This window comes from Paenibacillus sp. FSL R7-0297, from assembly GCF_038009025.1.
Taxonomy (GTDB): domain Bacteria; phylum Bacillota; class Bacilli; order Paenibacillales; family Paenibacillaceae; genus Paenibacillus_AQ.
Window position 1 is genome coordinate 4,599,962 of the sequence record NZ_JBBPAQ010000001.1, and the last position, 19,254, is coordinate 4,619,215.

General features: G+C 49.6%; 17 protein-coding genes. 9 read left to right on the plus strand and 8 right to left on the minus strand.

The features are described from left to right. The first annotated feature begins 562 nt into the window (after positions 1-562). The 5 genes from MKZ24_RS20315 (at position 563) to MKZ24_RS20335 (ending at position 6,921) form a co-directional block, all read left to right on the plus strand. A complete protein-coding gene (locus tag MKZ24_RS20315) occupies positions 563-1,936 on the plus strand; it encodes an extracellular solute-binding protein (protein ID WP_042236712.1) in 1,374 nt (457 codons plus the stop codon). Between the two features lie 171 nt (positions 1,937-2,107). Further along, positions 2,108-2,998: a carbohydrate ABC transporter permease gene (locus MKZ24_RS20320; protein ID WP_039301056.1), complete on the plus strand. Its 891-nt coding sequence runs from the start codon at positions 2,108-2,110 to the stop codon at positions 2,996-2,998. 18 nt (positions 2,999-3,016) lie between these two features. Beyond that, positions 3,017-3,841 (plus strand): carbohydrate ABC transporter permease, encoded by an 825-nt coding sequence (locus tag MKZ24_RS20325; protein WP_042236710.1) that lies wholly within the window; start codon positions 3,017-3,019, stop codon positions 3,839-3,841. Between the two features lie 93 nt (positions 3,842-3,934). Then, positions 3,935-5,713 carry a cache domain-containing sensor histidine kinase gene (locus MKZ24_RS20330; protein ID WP_042236709.1) on the plus strand — a complete coding sequence of 593 codons (1,779 nt, stop codon included), beginning with the start codon at positions 3,935-3,937 and terminating at the stop codon, positions 5,711-5,713. After that, positions 5,710-6,921, plus strand: coding sequence for a response regulator (locus tag MKZ24_RS20335; RefSeq protein WP_042236707.1), 1,212 nt, complete (start codon positions 5,710-5,712; stop codon positions 6,919-6,921). The genes MKZ24_RS20330 and MKZ24_RS20335 overlap by 4 nt, the downstream gene beginning before the upstream one ends. A 61-nt stretch (positions 6,922-6,982) precedes the next feature. Here the strand turns inward: MKZ24_RS20335 and MKZ24_RS20340 are convergent, their stop codons facing one another. From MKZ24_RS20340 to MKZ24_RS20355, 4 genes are all read right to left on the minus strand, one after another. Continuing rightward, a complete protein-coding gene (locus tag MKZ24_RS20340) occupies positions 6,983-7,348 on the minus strand; it encodes a DUF4190 domain-containing protein (protein WP_042236705.1) in 366 nt (121 codons plus the stop codon). Between the two features lie 91 nt (positions 7,349-7,439). After that, the gene (locus MKZ24_RS20345) at positions 7,440-8,213 is read right to left on the minus strand and encodes a GNAT family N-acetyltransferase (protein ID WP_197072937.1); all 774 of its coding nucleotides are present in this window, start codon (positions 8,211-8,213) and stop codon (positions 7,440-7,442) included. A 52-nt stretch (positions 8,214-8,265) separates the two neighbouring features. After that, the gene (gene murI, locus MKZ24_RS20350; RefSeq protein WP_042236701.1) at positions 8,266-9,042 is read right to left on the minus strand and encodes a glutamate racemase; all 777 of its coding nucleotides are present in this window, start codon (positions 9,040-9,042) and stop codon (positions 8,266-8,268) included. Positions 9,043-9,255: 213 nt separating this feature from the next. Beyond that, complete coding sequence (locus MKZ24_RS20355) at positions 9,256-9,426, minus strand: hypothetical protein (protein WP_179093454.1); 171 nt, start codon at positions 9,424-9,426, stop codon at positions 9,256-9,258. A 192-nt stretch (positions 9,427-9,618) separates the two neighbouring features. Between MKZ24_RS20355 and MKZ24_RS20360 the strand changes: the two genes are divergently transcribed. Next, positions 9,619-10,179: a GrpB family protein gene (locus tag MKZ24_RS20360; protein ID WP_231637669.1), complete on the plus strand. Its 561-nt coding sequence runs from the start codon at positions 9,619-9,621 to the stop codon at positions 10,177-10,179. Here MKZ24_RS20360 and MKZ24_RS20365 read toward each other — a convergent pair. Beyond that, positions 10,085-11,233: a C45 family autoproteolytic acyltransferase/hydolase gene (locus tag MKZ24_RS20365; protein WP_042236697.1), complete on the minus strand. Its 1,149-nt coding sequence runs from the start codon at positions 11,231-11,233 to the stop codon at positions 10,085-10,087. The genes MKZ24_RS20360 and MKZ24_RS20365 overlap by 95 nt on opposite strands. Before the next feature lie 429 nt (positions 11,234-11,662). On the opposite strand from MKZ24_RS20365, the gene MKZ24_RS20370 reads away from it, so the two are divergent. Beyond that, entirely contained in the window at positions 11,663-13,228 is a 1,566-nt protein-coding gene (locus tag MKZ24_RS20370; protein WP_340785011.1) for a transposase, read from the plus strand. 227 nt (positions 13,229-13,455) lie between these two features. Here MKZ24_RS20370 and MKZ24_RS20375 read toward each other — a convergent pair whose 3' ends face one another. Both MKZ24_RS20375 and MKZ24_RS20380 read right to left on the minus strand, forming a co-directional pair. Continuing rightward, a complete protein-coding gene (locus MKZ24_RS20375) occupies positions 13,456-13,578 on the minus strand; it encodes a hypothetical protein (protein ID WP_269322068.1) in 123 nt (40 codons plus the stop codon). A 93-nt stretch (positions 13,579-13,671) separates the two neighbouring features. After that, positions 13,672-13,893, minus strand: a complete 222-nt coding sequence (locus MKZ24_RS20380; protein ID WP_042236694.1) for a hypothetical protein — start codon at positions 13,891-13,893, stop codon at positions 13,672-13,674. 298 nt (positions 13,894-14,191) lie between these two features. On the opposite strand from MKZ24_RS20380, the gene MKZ24_RS20385 reads away from it, so the two are divergent. Both MKZ24_RS20385 and MKZ24_RS20390 read left to right on the plus strand, forming a co-directional pair. Next, on the plus strand, positions 14,192-16,738 hold the full coding sequence (locus tag MKZ24_RS20385) for a diguanylate cyclase domain-containing protein (RefSeq protein ID WP_340785862.1): 2,547 nt from the start codon (positions 14,192-14,194) through the stop codon (positions 16,736-16,738). 157 nt (positions 16,739-16,895) lie between these two features. Beyond that, complete coding sequence (locus tag MKZ24_RS20390; protein ID WP_340785864.1) at positions 16,896-17,576, plus strand: succinylglutamate desuccinylase/aspartoacylase domain-containing protein; 681 nt, start codon at positions 16,896-16,898, stop codon at positions 17,574-17,576. 11 nt (positions 17,577-17,587) lie between these two features. On the opposite strand, the gene MKZ24_RS20395 is transcribed toward MKZ24_RS20390, so the two are convergent. Next, positions 17,588-19,072 carry a hypothetical protein gene (locus tag MKZ24_RS20395; protein ID WP_340785867.1) on the minus strand — a complete coding sequence of 495 codons (1,485 nt, stop codon included), beginning with the start codon at positions 19,070-19,072 and terminating at the stop codon, positions 17,588-17,590. Between the last annotated feature and the right edge of the window lie 182 nt (positions 19,073-19,254).

Consider the following 19,254-nt stretch of genomic DNA (forward strand, 5'->3'; position numbering starts at 1 on the left):
GCATCTCCCTTTAATTTTTGATTTTATAATCGGGGTAATATCACTAATATCGCTTTCACTCATACAACCACCTCCTAAGAAAATATGAATTGTCTCCCGCTTGTAACCCATTATACTAAAACTTGCCACGATTATAACCCTTAATATTCCAAAAGCACTAATAATGTAGCATTGCTGAACTCAAGAAAACATGGAGACCGGGTATTCGGACGGGAAATAACCGCCCTCATCATTCGCTTAGCATGTCGAGGGCGGTCAATATCTTAAATGTTTGACGGGGATATCGACTCTGTGTGAACCCGGCCTTCACCAGCCATTGCATTTCATGATGGACGCTGGCTCCATGAGCAAGGCCGACAAGCTCGAACTTAATTTGGAATGAATACGCGGATCATTCGCCAATTCCGACGATGAGCAGATGTTAGAGAAAAGGTTAGACGATTAGGGTGCTTAAGTGGGGCATACCTAGAAAAAACAAACCTTTATTCTGTAGTTCCTACCTTGTTGGAAACGCTTCACCGGTTGATAATAAACATATCACGAACACAGGGGGCATCAATTAATGGTCAACAGAAAAATGAAGCAATCCGCTACCATCGCTATCACCGCAGTTATGGCGTTAAGCCTTGCAGCATGCGGCAACTCGAACAATAACGCAAACGACGGCGCCAAGAACAACGCCGCACCGAACACAACAGATAGCGGAAATGCCGCAGCAACAACTGCACCAAGCGATAAGAAAGTAACAATTACCTTCCAGAACATCTATCCTGACCCTGCAACACCAGCTTACAAAATGATCAACGAGCTGAGTGAGCAGTATCAGAAAGACCATCCGAATGTAACAATTGAACTGGATACGCTAAACACAGACCAGCAGAAGGTGAAGCTCAAGACACAGGCTGCTTCCAAAGAAGTGCCGGACATCACCATCGTTAACCCGGCTGCACAAATGAAGCCTTTCGTAGATGCAGGATTATTCGCACCGCTGAATGATATGCTCGAACAGAACGGCCTGAAGGACACTTATCAGGAAGGCCTGCTCGACTACTACAGCTTCGACAACAATGTGTATGCGCTGCCTGACGGAAACAACATCGAAGTCGTGTACTACAACAAAGACCTGTTCGCACAGGCAGGAATTGCTGCTCCTCCGACAACCTTTGAAGAATTGCTCCAGGATGTCAAAATCCTGAAAGATAAGGGAATTACCCCACTGGCTATCGGTGAAAAAGATTCCTGGACCGGCTCGTTCCTGTTCATGAACATCCTGCTCCGCACCAACGGCGGCCCTGGATTCCTGCAGGATGTGCTTGACGGCAAGAAAACCTTCGAAGATCCTGCATTCGTAGAAGCTGTAGAAGCATTCCAGCAACTGGTTCAAGCTGGTGCATTCCCGGATGGAGCTACCTCCATTGATGCCAATGCCGGCGGTAACATCTTCAAAACAGGTAAAGCAGCCATGTGGTCGATCGGATCTTGGGAAACAGGCGCAATTGACGCATCCCCTGTAGCCGGTAAAGTTGGAGCTTTCCAATTCCCTACAGTGAACGGCAAGGGCGATCCTAACGAATTCATGCTTGCACCAGGCAGCGCATTTGCCGTATCTGCAAACAGCGAACACCTGCAAGAAACCAAAGACTTCCTGAACTACTTCGCTTCCGAATATCCTAAGAAACAGTTTGAACTGAAAAATGCTGTAGGTATCGGTCAAAAGGTAGACGGCGACCTCAAAGCTGCCGGTTACTCTGATCTGGCTGTTAACATTGCCGGCCTGTTCAACCAAGTTAAAGGCGGCGACCTGGCGTTCGATAACACGATGAACCCTGCAACAGCTCAAGTTCACCTCAGCAGCATTCAGAACCTGTTCGTACAGAAAATGGATTCCGCTGCAGTGGCGAAAGAGCACCAGGCTGCATTTGAAGCCAACAAATAGGCAATAAGCCATACGCTATAGGCAACCGTAAAGCTGTCCTTCTCGATGCGAAGCAAGCTGATCCAGGCTTCTTCGCATCGAGTTTATCATGAAGATTTTTAATGTAAATATCGTGAATATCGTGAATATCGTAAATAGACAAAGAATCTGCTTGTTTAGGAGGCGGGAAAGATGAAAGTACTTAAGGTGCCAGCACGCACAATAGCCGTCTTCATACTGCCATGTCTGCTCTTGTACGTGTGCCTTGTGTTTGTTCCCATACTGGTATCATTATATACGGGCTTATTGAAGTGGGACGGTCTTACTACTGCGGAGTTTATTGGTTTAGGCAATTTCAAAGATATGTTCTTCAATGATCCTGTGTTCTGGCCTTCCGTACGAAGAACCCTGCTGTATGCAGTAGCTTCCATGCTGGAAATTCCACTTTGCTTAGGAATGGCTATCCTGCTTAACCGTTATCTCAAAAAAGCCAACACACTGGTGTCGATCTACTTCACACCGGTTATCCTGTCGGTTGTTATCATTGGACAACTCTGGAAGACCATCTACAACCCTACTTCCATGGGAGGCATGCTGAACGGCGTGCTGGTGTCACTGGGTCTTGACAGCTGGACTCACAACTGGCTCACCGAGCCGAACATCGCCATGTATTCCCTTTATCTGGTATCCCTCTGGCAGTTCTTCGGCTACCATCTGCTGATCCAGTATACCGGCGTGCAGAATATTCCTGATGAGCTATATGAAGCGGCCAAAATTGACGGAGCAGACGGTTTCAAAGCGGATCGTTATATTACCCTTCCGCTGATTGTTCCGATCTTCAAAATATCGATTATCCTGGCGTTTATCGGCTCCCTGCAGGCCTTCGATCTGGTCATGGTCATGACAGGCGGCGGTCCGGCGCATGCGACGGATGTCATCTCAACCCATATGTATAACAGTTCCTTCATGTCCTTCAAGTATGGATACGGCAGTGCGATCGCAACGTTCCTGGTTGTTGTCTGTCTCATCTTTACCGGAGTGATCAATACCATCTTCAATAAACTTGAGAAAAAATACAACTAGGAAAGGAGTGCGCGAATCATGCGTAAATTAAAAAAAGGAATCGTGTATCTTCTTTTTGCCATCCCTGTGGTCACCCAGCTATACCCGCTGTTATGGCTGCTTCTTTACTCCTTGAAGACCAATGAAGAAATTTTGGACGGCAGCTTCTTTTCCTTCCCGAAAAAATTTCAATGGCATAACTACTACGAGGCTTATACCTCGGGCAGCTACTTGAAATACTTGTCCAACAGCGTATTTGTTACTGCGTTTACGATGATCTGTGTCATCCTGCTGGCCTCAATGGCTGCTTATGCAATCTCACGGTTCCGCTGGAAATACGGTAATCTCGTGATGACCATCTTCCTGATGGGGATGATGATTCCGATGCAGGCCACCCTGCTGCCTCTGATGATTATTTTCAAAAACATGCATATCCTAAATACTCATTGGTCGCTGATTCTGCCTTATGTCGCATTCTCCACGCCAATCGCCGTCTTTATCCTAAGCGGATTTATGAGAGCTATCCCGCATGAGATTGAAGAGTCGGCGTTCATCGACGGAGCGAGTGTGTACCGGATCTTCCGCAGCATTATTCTTCCGGTGTCAGTGCCACCGGTAATGACGGTATGTATCCTGACCTTCATCAACATCTGGAACGAGTACATCCTGGCGGCAACGTTCATCTCGTCCGAGAAGCTCAAAACCCTGCCATTCGGGGTCTACACCTTCGTCAGCCAGTATTCGGTCAACTACGGCAACATCGGTGCATTCCTCGTTATGGGCGCGCTGCCGGTTATCCTGATCTACTTCTTCCTGTCCAACCAGATTACTAAAGGCATGGTGGCAGGGGCTGTCAAAGGCTGATCTGCAGAATTATTAATTCACGCGTTGCATATAAAATTAGGTTAGATTTATAATAGGAAACGGCAGGACAGGGTGTTGAAAGGAGAGAGTCCTATGAAAAGCGGCTTTCATTCCATCCATCATCGGTTGTTCTTGCTGTTTCTTTTTTGCATGTCCAGTATTCTGCTTATTGTCAGCTTGCTGTACTATAACCGGACTACGGACCAGTTGCATGAGAAGATCAGTGATTTGTCGCAAAAAAACGTCGCCCAGACCGCAGGGTTGTTCACACTCCTCTACAAGGGCTATGATGCATTGTCCAAATCGCTCAGCAATAACTTCGAGATGATTCGTCTGATTAATGAGAAAACCGATGGGCCGGCGGTGGCTTATATTAATGAGCAGACCGTGACGAATATCATCGGCTCGATTTTTTACTCACGGGATGACCTGGTGGGCATTCATGTGATTACAGACAGAGGGAAGATTTATAATTACGGGAATTATATGAACGTGGTCGATCCGGATTACGCCGATGAAGACTGGTATCACCAGTTGCAGGCCTCGTCAGGTAAAATGGTCTGGCTCGGGGTGTACCAGCATTCCCTGATCGATCAGGTGGAAGACAGCCCGGTGTTCGCCTTCGGCCGGCAGATTTATGATCTGAATGAGCATAAGCCGATCGGGATTGTGCTGTATGAGACGAATCCGCAGCCGGTTCTGGATGCCCTTGAGAACCTGAAGCTCGGTGAGCACAGCCAGGTGTATCTGATGTCTCCGGATGGACGTTTTGTCACTTCTGCTACAGATCCGACGCCGGACGTCTCCAATCTGCCTATGCTGCCGACTTCGCAGAATGTGATGGTTGAGCAGCAAAGCGACCGGCTGGTCGTAGCCTCCAAGCTGTCTTTCTCCGGCTGGTGGGTGATGAGTATTACCCCGGACAAGGATTTGAATGTAGAGCTGATTGAGATGAAGCGTTATTTGCTGATCGTCATCTCGGCACTGGTTATTGTCTCAACGCTGATTGCCTCGATCGTATCTCAGACCATCTCCTCGCCGCTGAAGAAGCTGATCCGGGAGATGAGGCAGGTAGAGGTCGGTAACTTCCGCGGAATGGTCAATGTCTCCTCCTATCAGGAGATTAATATTCTAGTGGCTTCCTTCAACCGGATGGTCCGGCGGATCGAGGAGCTGATTGAGCGCGTGAAGCTCTCGTCCGTCAGTGAGAAGAATGCTGAGCTGCATGCGCTGCAGTCCCAGGTCAATCCGCATTTCCTGTACAATACCCTCGATATGATCTACTGGATGCTGGATGAGGAAGGCAATGAGCAGCTGGGTGAGCTGGTCTTGTCCCTGTCCTCGATGTTCCGTTACAGCAGCCAGTGGGAGGATGGGGCGGAAGTGAGCCTGCGCGAAGAGCTGGAGCAGATTGGTCATTATCTGAAGATTATATCGATCCGGCTGGAAGGCCGGCTGCAGATTATTACGGAGATCGATGAACGCTGGCTGGACATCCGTGTTCCCAAAATGACGGTCCAGCCAGTAATTGAAAATGCCGTCAAGCACGGTCTGGAATCACTAGGCCGGCAGGGTATTCTGAAGGTATATACCAGGGAAGAAGGTTCCGTTCTTAGACTGATTGTGGAAGACAACGGAAACGGAATGAATGAGGAGCAACTGGAAACGCTCCAGGGCTCACTGAACGGGGACAATCCGGGTCCGGGCCCCAAGGAGAGCGGCAAAAGCGGTATCGGCCTGCAAAATCTGCACCGCCGGCTGCAGTTCATGTTCGGAGAGTGTTACGGTCTGCAGATTCAGAGTTTCCCCGGAGAAGGGACACAGGTTGCCATCGTGCTGCCGATTTCAGTGGAAGGAGATCAGACTACGTGAATATTCTTATTGCCGATGATGAACGGGTCATCCGTGAAGGCATCAAGCGCACCATTGGGCAGATTAGCCCGGAGCATCAGGTATTCGTGGCCGCGCGGGCGGAAGAAGCGGTTAAAATTATGGAAGAACAGCGCATCCACATTGTGCTGACTGATATTCTGATGCCGGGAATGAACGGCCTCGAATTCATGAAGATCTCGAAGCGCCGCTATCCGTATGTGAAATGGATTGTCATCTCTGCCCATAGCGAATTCTCCTATGCGCAGGAAGCAGTCCGGCTGGGTGCGAGAGACTATCTGCTTAAGCCGATTGGCAAAACAAAGCTGACGGAGCTTATTGATAGCCTAACGACGGAAATCCAGCAGGATAATAATATTTCGCGGCAAGGCGAGCGGCTGAAGGCCAGTCTGAGATTCCTCCGCGAGGGGGTATTCCAGCGGCTGGCTTCGGGGCTGGATATCGGGAATCTGGATATTGAGCCTTTTATTGAAGATTACAACCACTTCTATCTGGTAATGGTCCAGCTGGACCCGGGTGACAAAAGCGTCCGCCTGGAGCATTTCATCGTCGAGAATGTGCTGTCTGAGCTGATCGACCTGCATGGACGGGGATTCGTTGTCAGCTATGACCGGCAGAGTCTGCTTGGCCTTATAACGCCGGGTGAGAATGTCCGGGTGGAGCTTTTCCAGGAAGAGGTCAAGGCTCATTTGACGCATTATCTGAAGATTCCTTTCCAGATCATCCACTCCGGGCTCAGCTACGACTTCAACACCGTGCCGCAGGTTGTGAAGCGGATGCGGGAGGCTTCGGCCTCCCAGGCGCTTGAACTGGAGCCGTTGAAAGGCAGCGGGGAGAAGGCCATAGATGTTGCGCTGCACTATATCAAGGAGCATTTCTACGAGGATCTGTCTCTGGAGAAAATGGCTTCGGTGGTGTTCCTGAATCCGGCGTACTTCAGCCAGCTGTTTAAGCAGAAGACGGGGCAGGGCTATAAGGAATATGTAACCTCCCTGCGGCTGGAGCAGGCTAAGCTGCTGCTGCTCAATCCCAAGCTGAAGCTGGCTGAAATTGCTGAACGTGTCGGTTATCAGGACATGCGCCACTTCACGCAAATGTTCCGTAAGAAATTTCAGCTTACACCAACGGAATACCGTCAGCAGGAGAGCATCAACATACTCATGAGCAGGGGTACTCCGCCGCAACAATAAAAGGAAGCTGGCACTGGTTATCGAAACCGGTGTCTGCTTCCTTTTATTAATTTTTCACCATTTAGAAGCTGTTTAAATTATTGAAATAATTCACCGTGTCGGTGTCAATATTACCAAAAAGCACGAGTGCAAGAACAAACAAGAGGATTAGTACAGCATAAATGATGGTGCCGACAATCCCGCAGACCAGCCCGGCAATCGCCAGCCCCCGCCCTTGCTCAAAGCGGAGACGGATCTCCTTGAAGGCGAGTGCAGCCAGAACGATCGCAATAATCCCGAAGATAAGTCCGATATAAGGAACTACGATGGAGAGAATGCCGAGCACCAGTGCTGCGATCGCTTTGCCGTTCGTCCGCTCTTGGCGGGGCGGCGGGGGAAACTGTTGATAAAATTCCTGATCTCCAAAGGGTGGGGGTTGATAACTCATAGGTTAACTCCTTCATAGTTTGTGAGCAGAGGCTCCAAAGACAGATACCTGTTTCTAACAGTATATATTATTTTGAATGCTGAGATAACCGTTAATAGTTAATCCAGTGCTCAAGCTTCACTGCGGGGGTAAGCCCAATCGATTCAGCCAGACGGATGGAGCTGAGATTGTCTTCAAGTACCTGATACCTCGGAATATATCCTCTTTGCAGAGTGTGGTATAACGCTGTACGGACTACGCGCTGCGCCAATCCGTTTTTTCTTGCGGCAACAGCCGTATGTACAGCTCCAATCTCCCAGACAGACTCCTCATTGCGGAATACAAAACAAGTGCTGAGAGGCACGTCTCCCTCAAACAATGCTACAGAGAAAGCCCCCTCCTGAAAATATTGACTAATTTCCCCTTGTGAATAATCGTTTGCCATCCATAACGGCAGTAGCCGTTCATCTATTGCTTCACTTACGATGCATGCCCCGTCTGCGATGAAGGTTTGGCCTTCGGCCGTAGAATAAGAATAGAGACTGCGGACTTTATGCAGCGTGAAATATGGTTCCAGCGCCTGGCGGTAAGCATCCTCCTGCAGTTTAAATATGAGCCTGGCGTCCCTTGGCAGCAGCTTCAGCAGGGCGGGGAAGACCTCCGGGCTGCTGTAGTCCATAAGCACAACGGTGTCGGCTTCCGGATAGGTTCTGTGATCGTAGGGGAAGGTCACGGCAGGCATCAGCAATAACACCCCCCAGCGATCACGCTGTTCGATCAGCGTACTGTCAATCTGATTGTGATAGGCGGTCATCATTTTGAGCAGCGTTATATTCTTCAGGGGGCTACGGCGTAATCTCCCCATGATCGCTTCATAGTGGCTCAAGTCATACACTTCCTTTTCTCCGGTAATCATCAGCAGCTGAACATAATTAAATTCACAGTTCATCCAGAAGTTTAAACAGTCGATGGTAATTTCCTAATGTGCAGGTATTCTCAACTTTCACACCAGACTTGAAAAAAATGATATCACCAGTACCTTGGTTAACCTGACCTTTGTGTTCGAGTATCCGTTTCAGGTGCCTGGCTGTTCCAATACTTCCTGAGATGAAATCGACGTCTTCAGGGAAAACCTTCTTGAGACTATTCTCGAAATAAGGAAAATGAGTGCATCCGAGTACCACTGTGCCGTACTGCTGCAAATTGAACCGGGACAATTCTTGATGTAAATAGGGGATGATTTTCTTTTCATCAAATTCAAAGCTTTCAGCGAACTGCACCAGTCCGGGAAGAGGTAAACTGTTTACAATTTCCCCATGATCTATACGGTGAACTAAATCATGATACTTCTTCTCCTGCAGCGTAAGTCTTGTGGCTAACACCAGAACCTTTTTTTGTTTTCCTTCTGATTGTTCAATGGCTGGCTTCACAGCCGGCTCGATGCCCAGGATAGGAAAGTCATACCGGCTTCGGAGCTCCTCAATCACGATACTGGTGGCAGTATTACAAGCAATAACCAAAGCTTTTATATTGTGTTTAGCAATGAAATCTACAGCATTTAGAATGTACTTTCTAACTTCTTCTTTTGTTTTCTCTCCATAAGGAACATGTGCAGTGTCTGCGTAAAAGAGGTAATCTTCTTGCGGCAGAAATTTCAGTGCCTGATGAAGCACCGTTAACCCGCCTATTCCGGAGTCAAAAAATCCTATTCGCATATTTCCACTCTTCCCGTGATTATTAGAATGATTGTATTATTCTATCACTACATTAACTTTATCACTACATTGCCCGTTCAGATTCACACACTCTAATTCATATATGAATTCTGATTCCCGGCTGTGCTTGAGATCTGGAATTTCATCGGAAACATAAAAAAAGACCGGACTTCCGCCAAATGTTTCCATCGGCGAAGCCCGGTCCTTTTACATTCAGCTTTCGTTCTTGGTCACGCCATTTAAGCTTGGCACATAATCTTCGGCTTTATCCGGATTCACCATCTGGGGGATTTCGGTGATGCTGGAGTGATTCTGCTGGTTGTTCTTTTTATCGGCACGGTTATCAGCACGGTCATGCTTCGGATCTGCACTGTTCTTGGGCACACTGTTCACCTCCATATCTGATGGATAGTATGAGATAGCGGTTTGCATTTTATCCCGGCAGACTTAACGAAACATAGAATACTTGGCAGGCAGGCATCCTCTCCCGTTGACAGGTGCGCTATAATATATTTACTAAAAACTGTTCTCACCAAGGAGGGGAAGATCATCGCTGAGAAAACAAAAGTTGTTGAAGTGGTTCCCTACGACCCGGCCTGGAAGGCAGAATACGCCAGAATTGAAGCGCGGATGCTGGAGATCGCGGGAGATCTGATCATAGCGGCTGAGCATGTGGGCAGTACCTCCATCGAGGGGTTATCGGCCAAACCCGTTATCGATATCGATCTGGTGATGGAGAGCTATGAGAGGCTGCCGGAGATCATCCGGAGATTACAGCAGTACGGTTATGAGCATCAGGGCAATTTGGGGATTGAGGGCAGGGAAGCCTTCCGGAGCGTGAAGGAGGACGGATTTATGAAATACCACCTTTACGTATGTCCGAAGGACGGGAAGGGATATCTTGAGCATATCGCTTTCCGCAATTATCTGCGCAACCGTCCGTCTGCCCGTGAGGAGTATCAAGCGGTTAAGCAGCGACTCGCGCAAGAATATCGTTATGATATTGATTCGTATTGTGAGGGGAAGACTGCGTTCGTGCACTCTATTCTGCAGAAGGCAGCCGATCCCAGAACCCGGCTGCGGAAGGGCGGTCAGGAAGAACCGCGTGATATTCGCGGACTCCGGCGGGGTCGTTGAACCCAAAGCTCCTCCAGCTGTTCAGCTGCGGGGAACCGAAGCAGATATGCGCCTCTCGGGCCGAGTTATCACAGACCATCGACCATAACGTTCCGAAGCCCTCACTGTAATGATGACAGCAGTCTCCCTTAGGGTATTCTGTTCCTGCGATAGCTTGCATGGCTGCCACGGGGCTTTGGAGGGCAACTTCGTCCGTAAGTGCCGACTGCAGCGCTTCATGCCTTGTTCTCGAATTCCCCATTACCTGCAGATTATGAACCTGCATGGATGGAAGCGTATAATGGTTGGCTGAGAGGACAAGCTGGTTGCGTTTCCCGCCAGCCGCTGCCGGATAATATTGGACCTCTTTTTGTGTACCGGCAGTTTCAACGAGTACGATATCGCCTTTGGCGTCTGCGATCAGGAAATTGCGGTAGTCAGAGATGGGGATACTACGCATAAGCAGCGCCGCTTCTTCCGCAGTGGAGCAGTTATCGAGCAAGACGCGGACCACTCCCGGAAAAATAAAGCCTTCCCCGGTCATCTCCGGCCGGATTCTCCCCGATGTAGTTGTTACGGTAAGTCCTGCATCGTTCATTCCGTCATAACGGCCGAACAGCTGGAGCGCAAAGCCGGTATGCGCAGGTTTGCCCTTCACCCGTGTTGTACTGAGCAGCAGCTGATTATAAGGCTCATCCTCCCAGCCAAAATCATAATTACGCATATGACAGGTATGCCCGCCCGTCCGGTATACAGCCTGCGTGCAGTGGCCGGAAGGCTGGAAGTAGGAGTAATAGAACACAACCTTGCCGGGTTCAATACCTGTCTCGTCGGCGAAGCCTTTGATTTCTTCGTTCATGCCGGGGCAATACTTCTCGAAGTTCTCCATAACTCTATCTGCCGCAGACGGCAGCAGCGGGGAAGCCCCCATGAACGGCGAGGTTAAGAATGAGATGAGCTCGGAATTATGCTTGTAATGAGCGCCCAAGGCACGGCCGACCTCATAATGAGTGCCTTCCGTAACGATATGGGAATATTGTGCGGTCCTGCATTGAATTGGGGGATTAGCATCCATAGTATAATAACCTTCTCTCGTTTACTCTCTGCGCAAAGTAGGTTCATTATAACGGGTGTGCTCGTCAGTCGGCAAAGTCCGTTCCGGCCGAAATATCCGCATGGGCTGCTATACAAGGAAGCACAGTCATTAGATGATCTTATTTTCTTGGACGGAGTAGGAAATACTTGTATTATTGTCATTTTTAAGGTAACTTATTGATATAACTTCCGGATTAACTTTTGCCGGAGGCGCAGTTCAAATGACGGTATATGCAAGCCGAAGAGGAGCATTCCCCCAATGCTCCTTTTTGCGTTGGAATAGGAGCTATGCTTTCTCGATGACGAAGGAATCCAAAAAAATCCTGCACGAAATACAACATTCTTCTCTTGAAATTGAGCTTAAACGAAAAATGTTGTACAAAAGAGTCAATTTCATAATTCCAAACCCTTGCTGGGACTGTTTTTTTTAGGCATAGAAAAAGGAGTACCTCCCCAAGTTCTCGAAGATATAGGCGACCAAACCAACACCCGAGAACGAAAAGAGGTAATCCCTATCTATTCCATTCGACAAGAAGAACTGTTTTCCTTCAAGGAATTGTTCCTGATGCGCCCGGAAGATAAATACAGCCAAATCTTTGAACACTTAGATCTCGCCAAGGTTCTGCACGTTCTTCGGAAAAAGAACAACCGGGGCCGGCCCGAACAACTGAATGTACCTGCCATGATCTATTCCTTGCTCATCGCTAAAATGGAGAACATCGAGTTTGTTTCTTCCCTGGTCTGGCGTCTTACCCATAGCGAAGAGTTTCGGGCGCAGTGCCGATTTACCGGCTCCGATAATATCCCGAGCGAATCTTCGTATTCCCGTTTGATTCATGCGCTGGAGCACACGGGGATGCTTGAAAAACTGCAGGATACCTTGGTGACCTCTGCCCTAGAAGAAGGCTTTGTAACCGGCACACATATTGCCGTGGATTCCTCCATGGTCGAGGCTTGGGATTGCCAATTTAGCGAATCGGCCGCCAAGCGCCGTGCGGCTCGCCGAGGGCAAAAGCCAAATGAGGCTCCAGGAGCCCAGCAACTTCAGTTCAAACTTCCCGAGCCTGAGCCTGAGGCGGCTGTGAACGAACCACCGAAGAAACCCGTCTACGACAAGCGTGGACGTCCAACGAATGCGGCAAGGGAACGCCGGCGTCAGGAACAGGAAGCATATGACCAAAGTCTCGGACCGTTTCAGAAAACCATTGAAGCGATGTTACCTTACACGTATGACGAACTGCTGGCCGCGCTGCCCCGGCATGCCGCGCGTTGTGACAAGAAAAATACGAAGGGTCGAATGACGAGCTACTACGGGTTCAAGGCGAATCTGCTCGTCGATACGGACTGCCAGTATATCTTGAGCGGCCTCTTTAGTTCGGCGAATCCGAATGACCAGCGCATGGCCGTTATTCTTCTCAAAGGCCTGCCCCTGAAGTTTCCCACACTGAAGGTAAAGCATATCTTGGGCGACAAAGGGTACGACTGCGCGTCTATCTACCAGTTGATTCATTCGTTAGGTGCCTATCCGGCGATTCCCATGATTCACCGCAAAGATCCGCCCGAGGGAATGAACGTGGACTACACGCCGGTATGCTCCCACGGACATGCCTACCGCTACGACAGTTTTGATGCCAAGTACGAAACGCTGAAGTATACCCAGCCGAGCGAGTGCAAAGGCTGCCCACTACTGGGTTCCGGATGCCAAAAGGTGTTTAAAATCCGCATCCAAACGGATTTGCGTAAGCATACCTATCCCGCAAGAGGGAGCGAAAGCTTTACAGAGCTGTACAAAAAGCGTACGGCAGTGGAACGTGTTTTTGCCTATCTCAAAGAGTATTTTGGCATGAAACGCACACGTCACCGCGGCGTACGGGCAAGTGTCGATTTCCAGCTCAGTACACTAGCTTACAATCTTAGTAAGTTTGCATTGGACAAGTTGAACAAACAGTTGAGCAAATCCCAGCAAGTAGCCTGATTTTCTAAAAAATGACCTCAGATTTGGGGCCGAGTCTAACTATTCAGCAAACTGAATTATGAAATTGACTCCAAAAGGCAGGATTTCCCTGTGTTGAAGCTTTTGAGCTGAGGAATTGTTGTATTTCATACAACAAACCTTACAAATTTCCTAATATCTATGAGTCCAAGTTGCATTACGTACAACATTTCAAAGCTAAGTAGTGACAGGACTTTCTCAGCCCACCCCTAAGGCCCGAACGAAACATTCTGAAGAAGATACCGGATAACGAAGAAGGCAATGATCAGCACAGAAGCTAATCCCAGCAGAAAAGAAACAATGTCTCTGCCTGAACGTTTATATTTACTCATTACGGTCACCTCGGATTAGTGGGATACGTTAGACCAGAAGCATCCTGGTATAAGAATAATAAAGACCCCTGTGGAGGGGTCAACTCTGGGGCATCAGGCTGTTGTTGCAAATTTCAAGAGTTCATCAGGGACTGCGATTTTACCCAGAACCGCTTCTGCGGCTGCCCAAGCCTGACTGAACTCCGTACCGCTGTATAGGGTGCGGTTACGGGTAGGGCTGGAAAGAGACATATCAAAGACGATAAACTCCCCAGCATCTACTGCAACTCTGAAGCTTACGGAGCGGTCCTGCTTCTGAATCCGTACTTCTTCCATAAGATTTAACCTCCTAAGACTTTCCGCTATCCATAGATATTATACATAATTATTCTATTTCAAACATTAGTGTTTACTGATTTAGTCTTACCCCAAGGACACTCCTAACGGTCCTGCCAGTTCTGAACTGGCGGGATTTTTGTATACATCTGTCCCGGAAAATAACCCGCCCTCCCAGATAGAGTCGTTCCTAAACGTACTGCGCGATTTGTTAACTCTGCCGAAAATAAGATAAAATGAATGAAACTACGCATCATTGATGCTTGGAAATCTTTCACTTCATTGGAGGCGTCGCATCATGTCAGACTTTAAAGCCCATAACGAAAATGATCCGCTCAACCGCACCCTGCTGAACGAAACCGGTCTGGAACTGAAGGAATCGCTGGACCTCACGAACTGTGACAAGGAGCCGATCCATATTCCCGGGCTTATTCAGCCGCATGGCGTGCTGCTGGCAGTGACGCAGGGCAAGGACAATCTTATTGTCCAGGCCAGCCGCAACACAGATGTACTGCTGGGAATTCCTGCAGAGTCGCTGCTCGGAACTTCTATGGCTGAGCTGGTAGGCGATAGTCAGCTTAAGGCCTTACTTGAGCGCAGTGTGAATGCAAAGGAAACTGCAGATTTACAATATATTGTCCTGAAGATTGAAGTTGAAGGAGAGATGACCGATTTCTTCAGCATTATTCACGAAAGTGAAGGGCTGATGATCGTCGAGCTGGAGCCTGCCTCGGAAGAGGAGGGTGCAGGCACCAATGATTTTGAATGGATCCGCACATTCTTCGGCCGTATGAAGCAGACTCCAGGCCGGATTGAAGCCAGTCAGGCAGCGGCTGAACAGGTCAAGGAAATGCTCGGTTATGACCGGGTGATGATCTACGAATTCGATGAGGAGTGGAACGGGAAAGTTGTAGCTGAAGCGAAGGAAGAAGGTCTGGAACCGTTCCTCGGGCATCACTACCCGGCATCTGATATCCCCAAGCAGGCGCGTGAGCTGTACTTGCGCAACTGGCTGCGGACCATCGTTGATGTGCACTATACGCCGGTACCGATTATCCCTGTGATTCAGCCCTTAACCGGCAAGCCGCTGAACCTCAGCCTGTCGATCCTGCGCAGTGTCTCCCCGCTGCATATCGAATATTTGCAGAATATGGGAGTTGGAGCGACTACCACCATCTCGTTAATTCATAATAACAAGCTCTGGGGACTGATCACCTGCCATCACCATTCGCCAAAGTATGTACCGCATCGCATCCGCAATCTGTGCAATTTCCTGGGTTCCTTCTTCTCCAGTGAGCTGTACCAGCGCCAGCAGCTGGATACGTATCAGACAGAGCTGCAGCTGCGGACCAAGGCGACACGGATTGTCGATGTTTTCACAGGGAATTCAAGCTCCTTCCGTGTAATTGAGCAGCTGGGAGAGGAAGAGCAGACGCTGCTTGCGCTAATGGATGCTTCAGGAGCTGCTGTATGTTACCAGGACAAGCTGATGCTGTACGGGGTTACGCCTTCCCAGGATCAGGTACGGGAGCTTGCGGGCTGGCTGGCCGGTAAAGCCAGGGATTACACCTACTGTACTTCGAGGCTCAGTCTGGAATACGAATCAGCCAAAGCCTACAAGGACAAGGCCTCCGGCGTGCTGTATCTGGCGCTGACTCCCGGACAGCAGAACTATATGATCTGGTTTAGACCAGAAGTTGTAGAGATTGTGGACTGGGCAGGAGATCCTGCAAAGGCTGTTATTCAGGAGAATGACGGGATTCGTCTGTCTCCCCGGAAATCTTTTGAGAAATGGCGTCAGGTCGTTCAGTCTACTTCACTTCCCTGGAAGGATCAGCATCTCAACATTCTGCCTCAGCTGAAATCTATCCTGCGCGGCCAGACGGAGAATCAGCTGCGTCTGGCCGAAGAACAGGCACTGCAGAATGCACGCAGTCTGCGTCATAATGAACAACGTTATCTGCAGCTGATGGAGCTGTCACCGGTAGCTTTTTTTATGATTACCGATGATATTATCGTCTATAGCAATAACCGTGCGCTGGACCTGATGGCTATAGAGAGGGACAAGTCCCTAACGGGTCAGCCGTTCCTGAAATATGTGCACGAATCATACCGTCCTGCATTGCGTCAGTATTTCTCGGAGCTCAGCCTGAACAAGAGCCAGTTCGTAACCGGCAGCGGACAGTTTCAGAATGCGGATGGACTAACGCTGGACATGAACCTGACACTGGCCTCCGTAATTCACGGCGGCAAACCTTCCATTATGGCTGTTCTGAGTAAGGGGTCTAACGCTGATGCGAAGGGTGAAGCCTACACCACTGTAACTACCCAATTGCAGAGTTACCTGACAACGGATTCCTTAACGGATCTGCCGAACCGGCTGGCGTTCGAGAACGAGCTTACTAAGACATGGAAGGAATGTCTGCGCGCCCAGGATCCGCTTCTTTTACTGTCTATCGACATCGATGATTTCCATTCCTATAATGCGGTCCACGGATTAAAAGGCGGAGATCTGTGTATTCAATCGGTGGCGGATGTACTGAACATCATCAGCAAGCAGCATGGCGCTTACGTCGCCCGCTTCAGCGGAGCTGCCTTCATCCTGACCTTGTCCAGGGCAACCGCCGGAGAGGCGGAGCAGCTGGCCGAAGCTGTGCGCAAGGGTGTCTATGATCTGCAAATTCCCCGCGACCGTTATGAAGAAGAAGGTGTGGTCACCGTAAGTATTGGCGGTCTGCTGAAAGTCCCTCTTACAACGGACCGTACTTCAGAGTTCATTGCCGGGTCGGAGAAGGCGCTCTATGAGGCGAAATCCAACGGAAAAAACCAGGTTGTATTTCATTGAATAACCGTTAAGAACACAGAAGCCGGGTAAGGTCCATCTGGACTTTACCCGGCTTTTTGCCGCGCCTGTCTATGTGTCCAATCCACCATTGTCGATCCGCATACATTACAGAATAAAGTGAATGTACTTCTGCATACCTAAACGGAGGTGAAACGCAGTGTCTGTCGAGAAGCATATGCTAGCAGCAGGAACTCCCTATGCCACACCTTATTATATCGTGAACAGCGTAGCTCCCGGTCCTGTATTTATGATCATCTCCGGTGTCCATGGCAATGAACCGGCGAGTACCCGTGCGGCACAGGGGATCGTAAACCGGTTCAACCGCGGAGAGTGGGTTCTGCGCAGAGGAAAGCTGATTATTGTCCCGCTGGTGAATGTATCCGCACGGCTGAAGGGCATCCGCGGCAAACCTGATTTGAACCGTACCTTCCCGATCGGTACAGGCGCTAAGGCTAGACATCCGTTGTCAGCAGCGGTGTTTCAACTTGCCGCGCGTTATCGTCCATCCTGGTATTTGGATCTGCATGAAGCGAACGGGCTATCACAGCTTAATCCGCGGCGCGTAGGGCAGACGCTGATTATCAGTCCGGCTAGCCGGGCGGCAGGTGTAGCGAAGCAAATTGTGAAGAAGATGAATTTGTCGGTTCCGAATAAAGCTTACCGCTTCAATATCCGCCGCCGGGAGCGCGCCGGGACTTCACGGATGGCTATGCAGCGTCTGCTCGGAGCGAGAGCCGTTACAGTGGAAACCTGCTGGAGTCTCGATTTCTCCTTAAGGGTGCGGCTGCAAAGTGAGATTGTCAGCCATTTCCTGCGGGCTGCGGGTTTAACCGGCTGATGCCGTATAGTTCAGCTGCTCTGGAACACAGGATCTTCCTTGGACTGCTTCCCGTTGCCGGGAACAAATACACTCCCGTAGCTTCCTTTGTAGACAGGAGTGCCGAGTGCTTTCACCCAGTCCTGATACAGCCTCCCGGAGCTGCCGTTCCGCACAATCACATAATCCGGGCGGTCATATTTCACGATATCAGGCAAGTATTCGGAGAAGCCGTACATCGAGCGTTCGAAGGCATTCCAGCCCATGATCCCAATCGAAGCCTTGGTGATAAAAGGGTCCTGGCGCCCGTCACAAAGCACATCCCCGCCGCGGAACATCACATAACCTGAAGACCCATAGCTGGACAGCACCTTAGGCCGCCTGCCTGCCGGTGTATGCTCCAGTACATAGCTCATCTCTAAGACAGGGTAATCTGAAGCAGTCACCACTGGCGGGACCGCGAAGATATATACAGTGTTGATCAGCAACCCGGTGACAAGTCCAAGGGCAACCGCTCTTCCGCTTGTCCGCAACCTGAGCTTGCCCGGAAGCGGAACCGCTTCGAAGAGGACTGCCGCGAAATAAGGAATGTACAGCCACATGAACAGATTCTGCTTGAAATTGGATACTCCGAGATAGAGAATACCGGTCATCAGGAAGAAGCGAAACGGCCTCCGCTGCAGGGAGAAGGGCAGGGTGACCGCGAAAAAGAGCAGCAGAAGCAGAATAGGCAGCTGGTCCGGCCGGCTGAAGGAGAGTGGCTGCCATTCATTAATGAGCAGATTGTAGTTATTGTGTGTGACGGTGAAGATAAACAGCAGTGCTTGAAGTCCTCCCGGATTCGGCAGGCCGGCTAGCAGGACCAGCAGGAAGACGGCAGCTCGCTTCCAGCTGAGATTGCGCGCAATCAGCGATTCCAGTACGGCCATACCGGTAAACACGGCAATCACCAGCCATACGCCAGTATGGACATTGGCAACGGCACAGGAGAGTATTATCATTGGTGCCGCATATCTGGCCCGGGGCTTCAGCTGATATTCCCGCATGCAGATGAAGAACCAGAGGATCAGTGGAGAGGAGACCATCTGTGGTCTTCCCTTGAAGTAGTTATAGTAGATCCAGCAGGAGACCAGCAGGACAAAGGGCAGGAGCAGAACATGATTCTCCCGCAGACCCAGCTCTTTACGTGATACTTCTCCAAGACGTATAAGCCCCAACAGTAAGACGAACAGGCACAGGGCGGTCAGCAGATAGATCCCAGGCCAGCCGAACCACTGGTACAGTGGTGTAATCAGCAGCTGAAAGCCGGCTTCATGCGGAATATACGGCAGCTTGTCTCCATAAAAGGTATGTATCGCATGATGCAGCACCTTCCCGTGCTCAAGCATGGAGCGTCCGACCTCCAGATGCCAGAACGTATCTGGATCATTATACGAATATTTAGGCTGCATGAGCAGCATAACGGCAGCCGTCAGCAGCCCGCAGCTGAGTGGATAAACAATGATTTTTCTAGACATATGAGCTTCCCCTCCGTGTTGGCATTTGGCTTCCGCCTCTATATAACAACACCACTTCCCATAAGTGATTAGATCAATACCTGCGAGAGAGTGGTAGTCCAAATATGCCGCAGCTCCAACCGGAGCGTTGCTAATTAGAGGATTGACACCACTGAACATAGTGTATATATTATATATATACA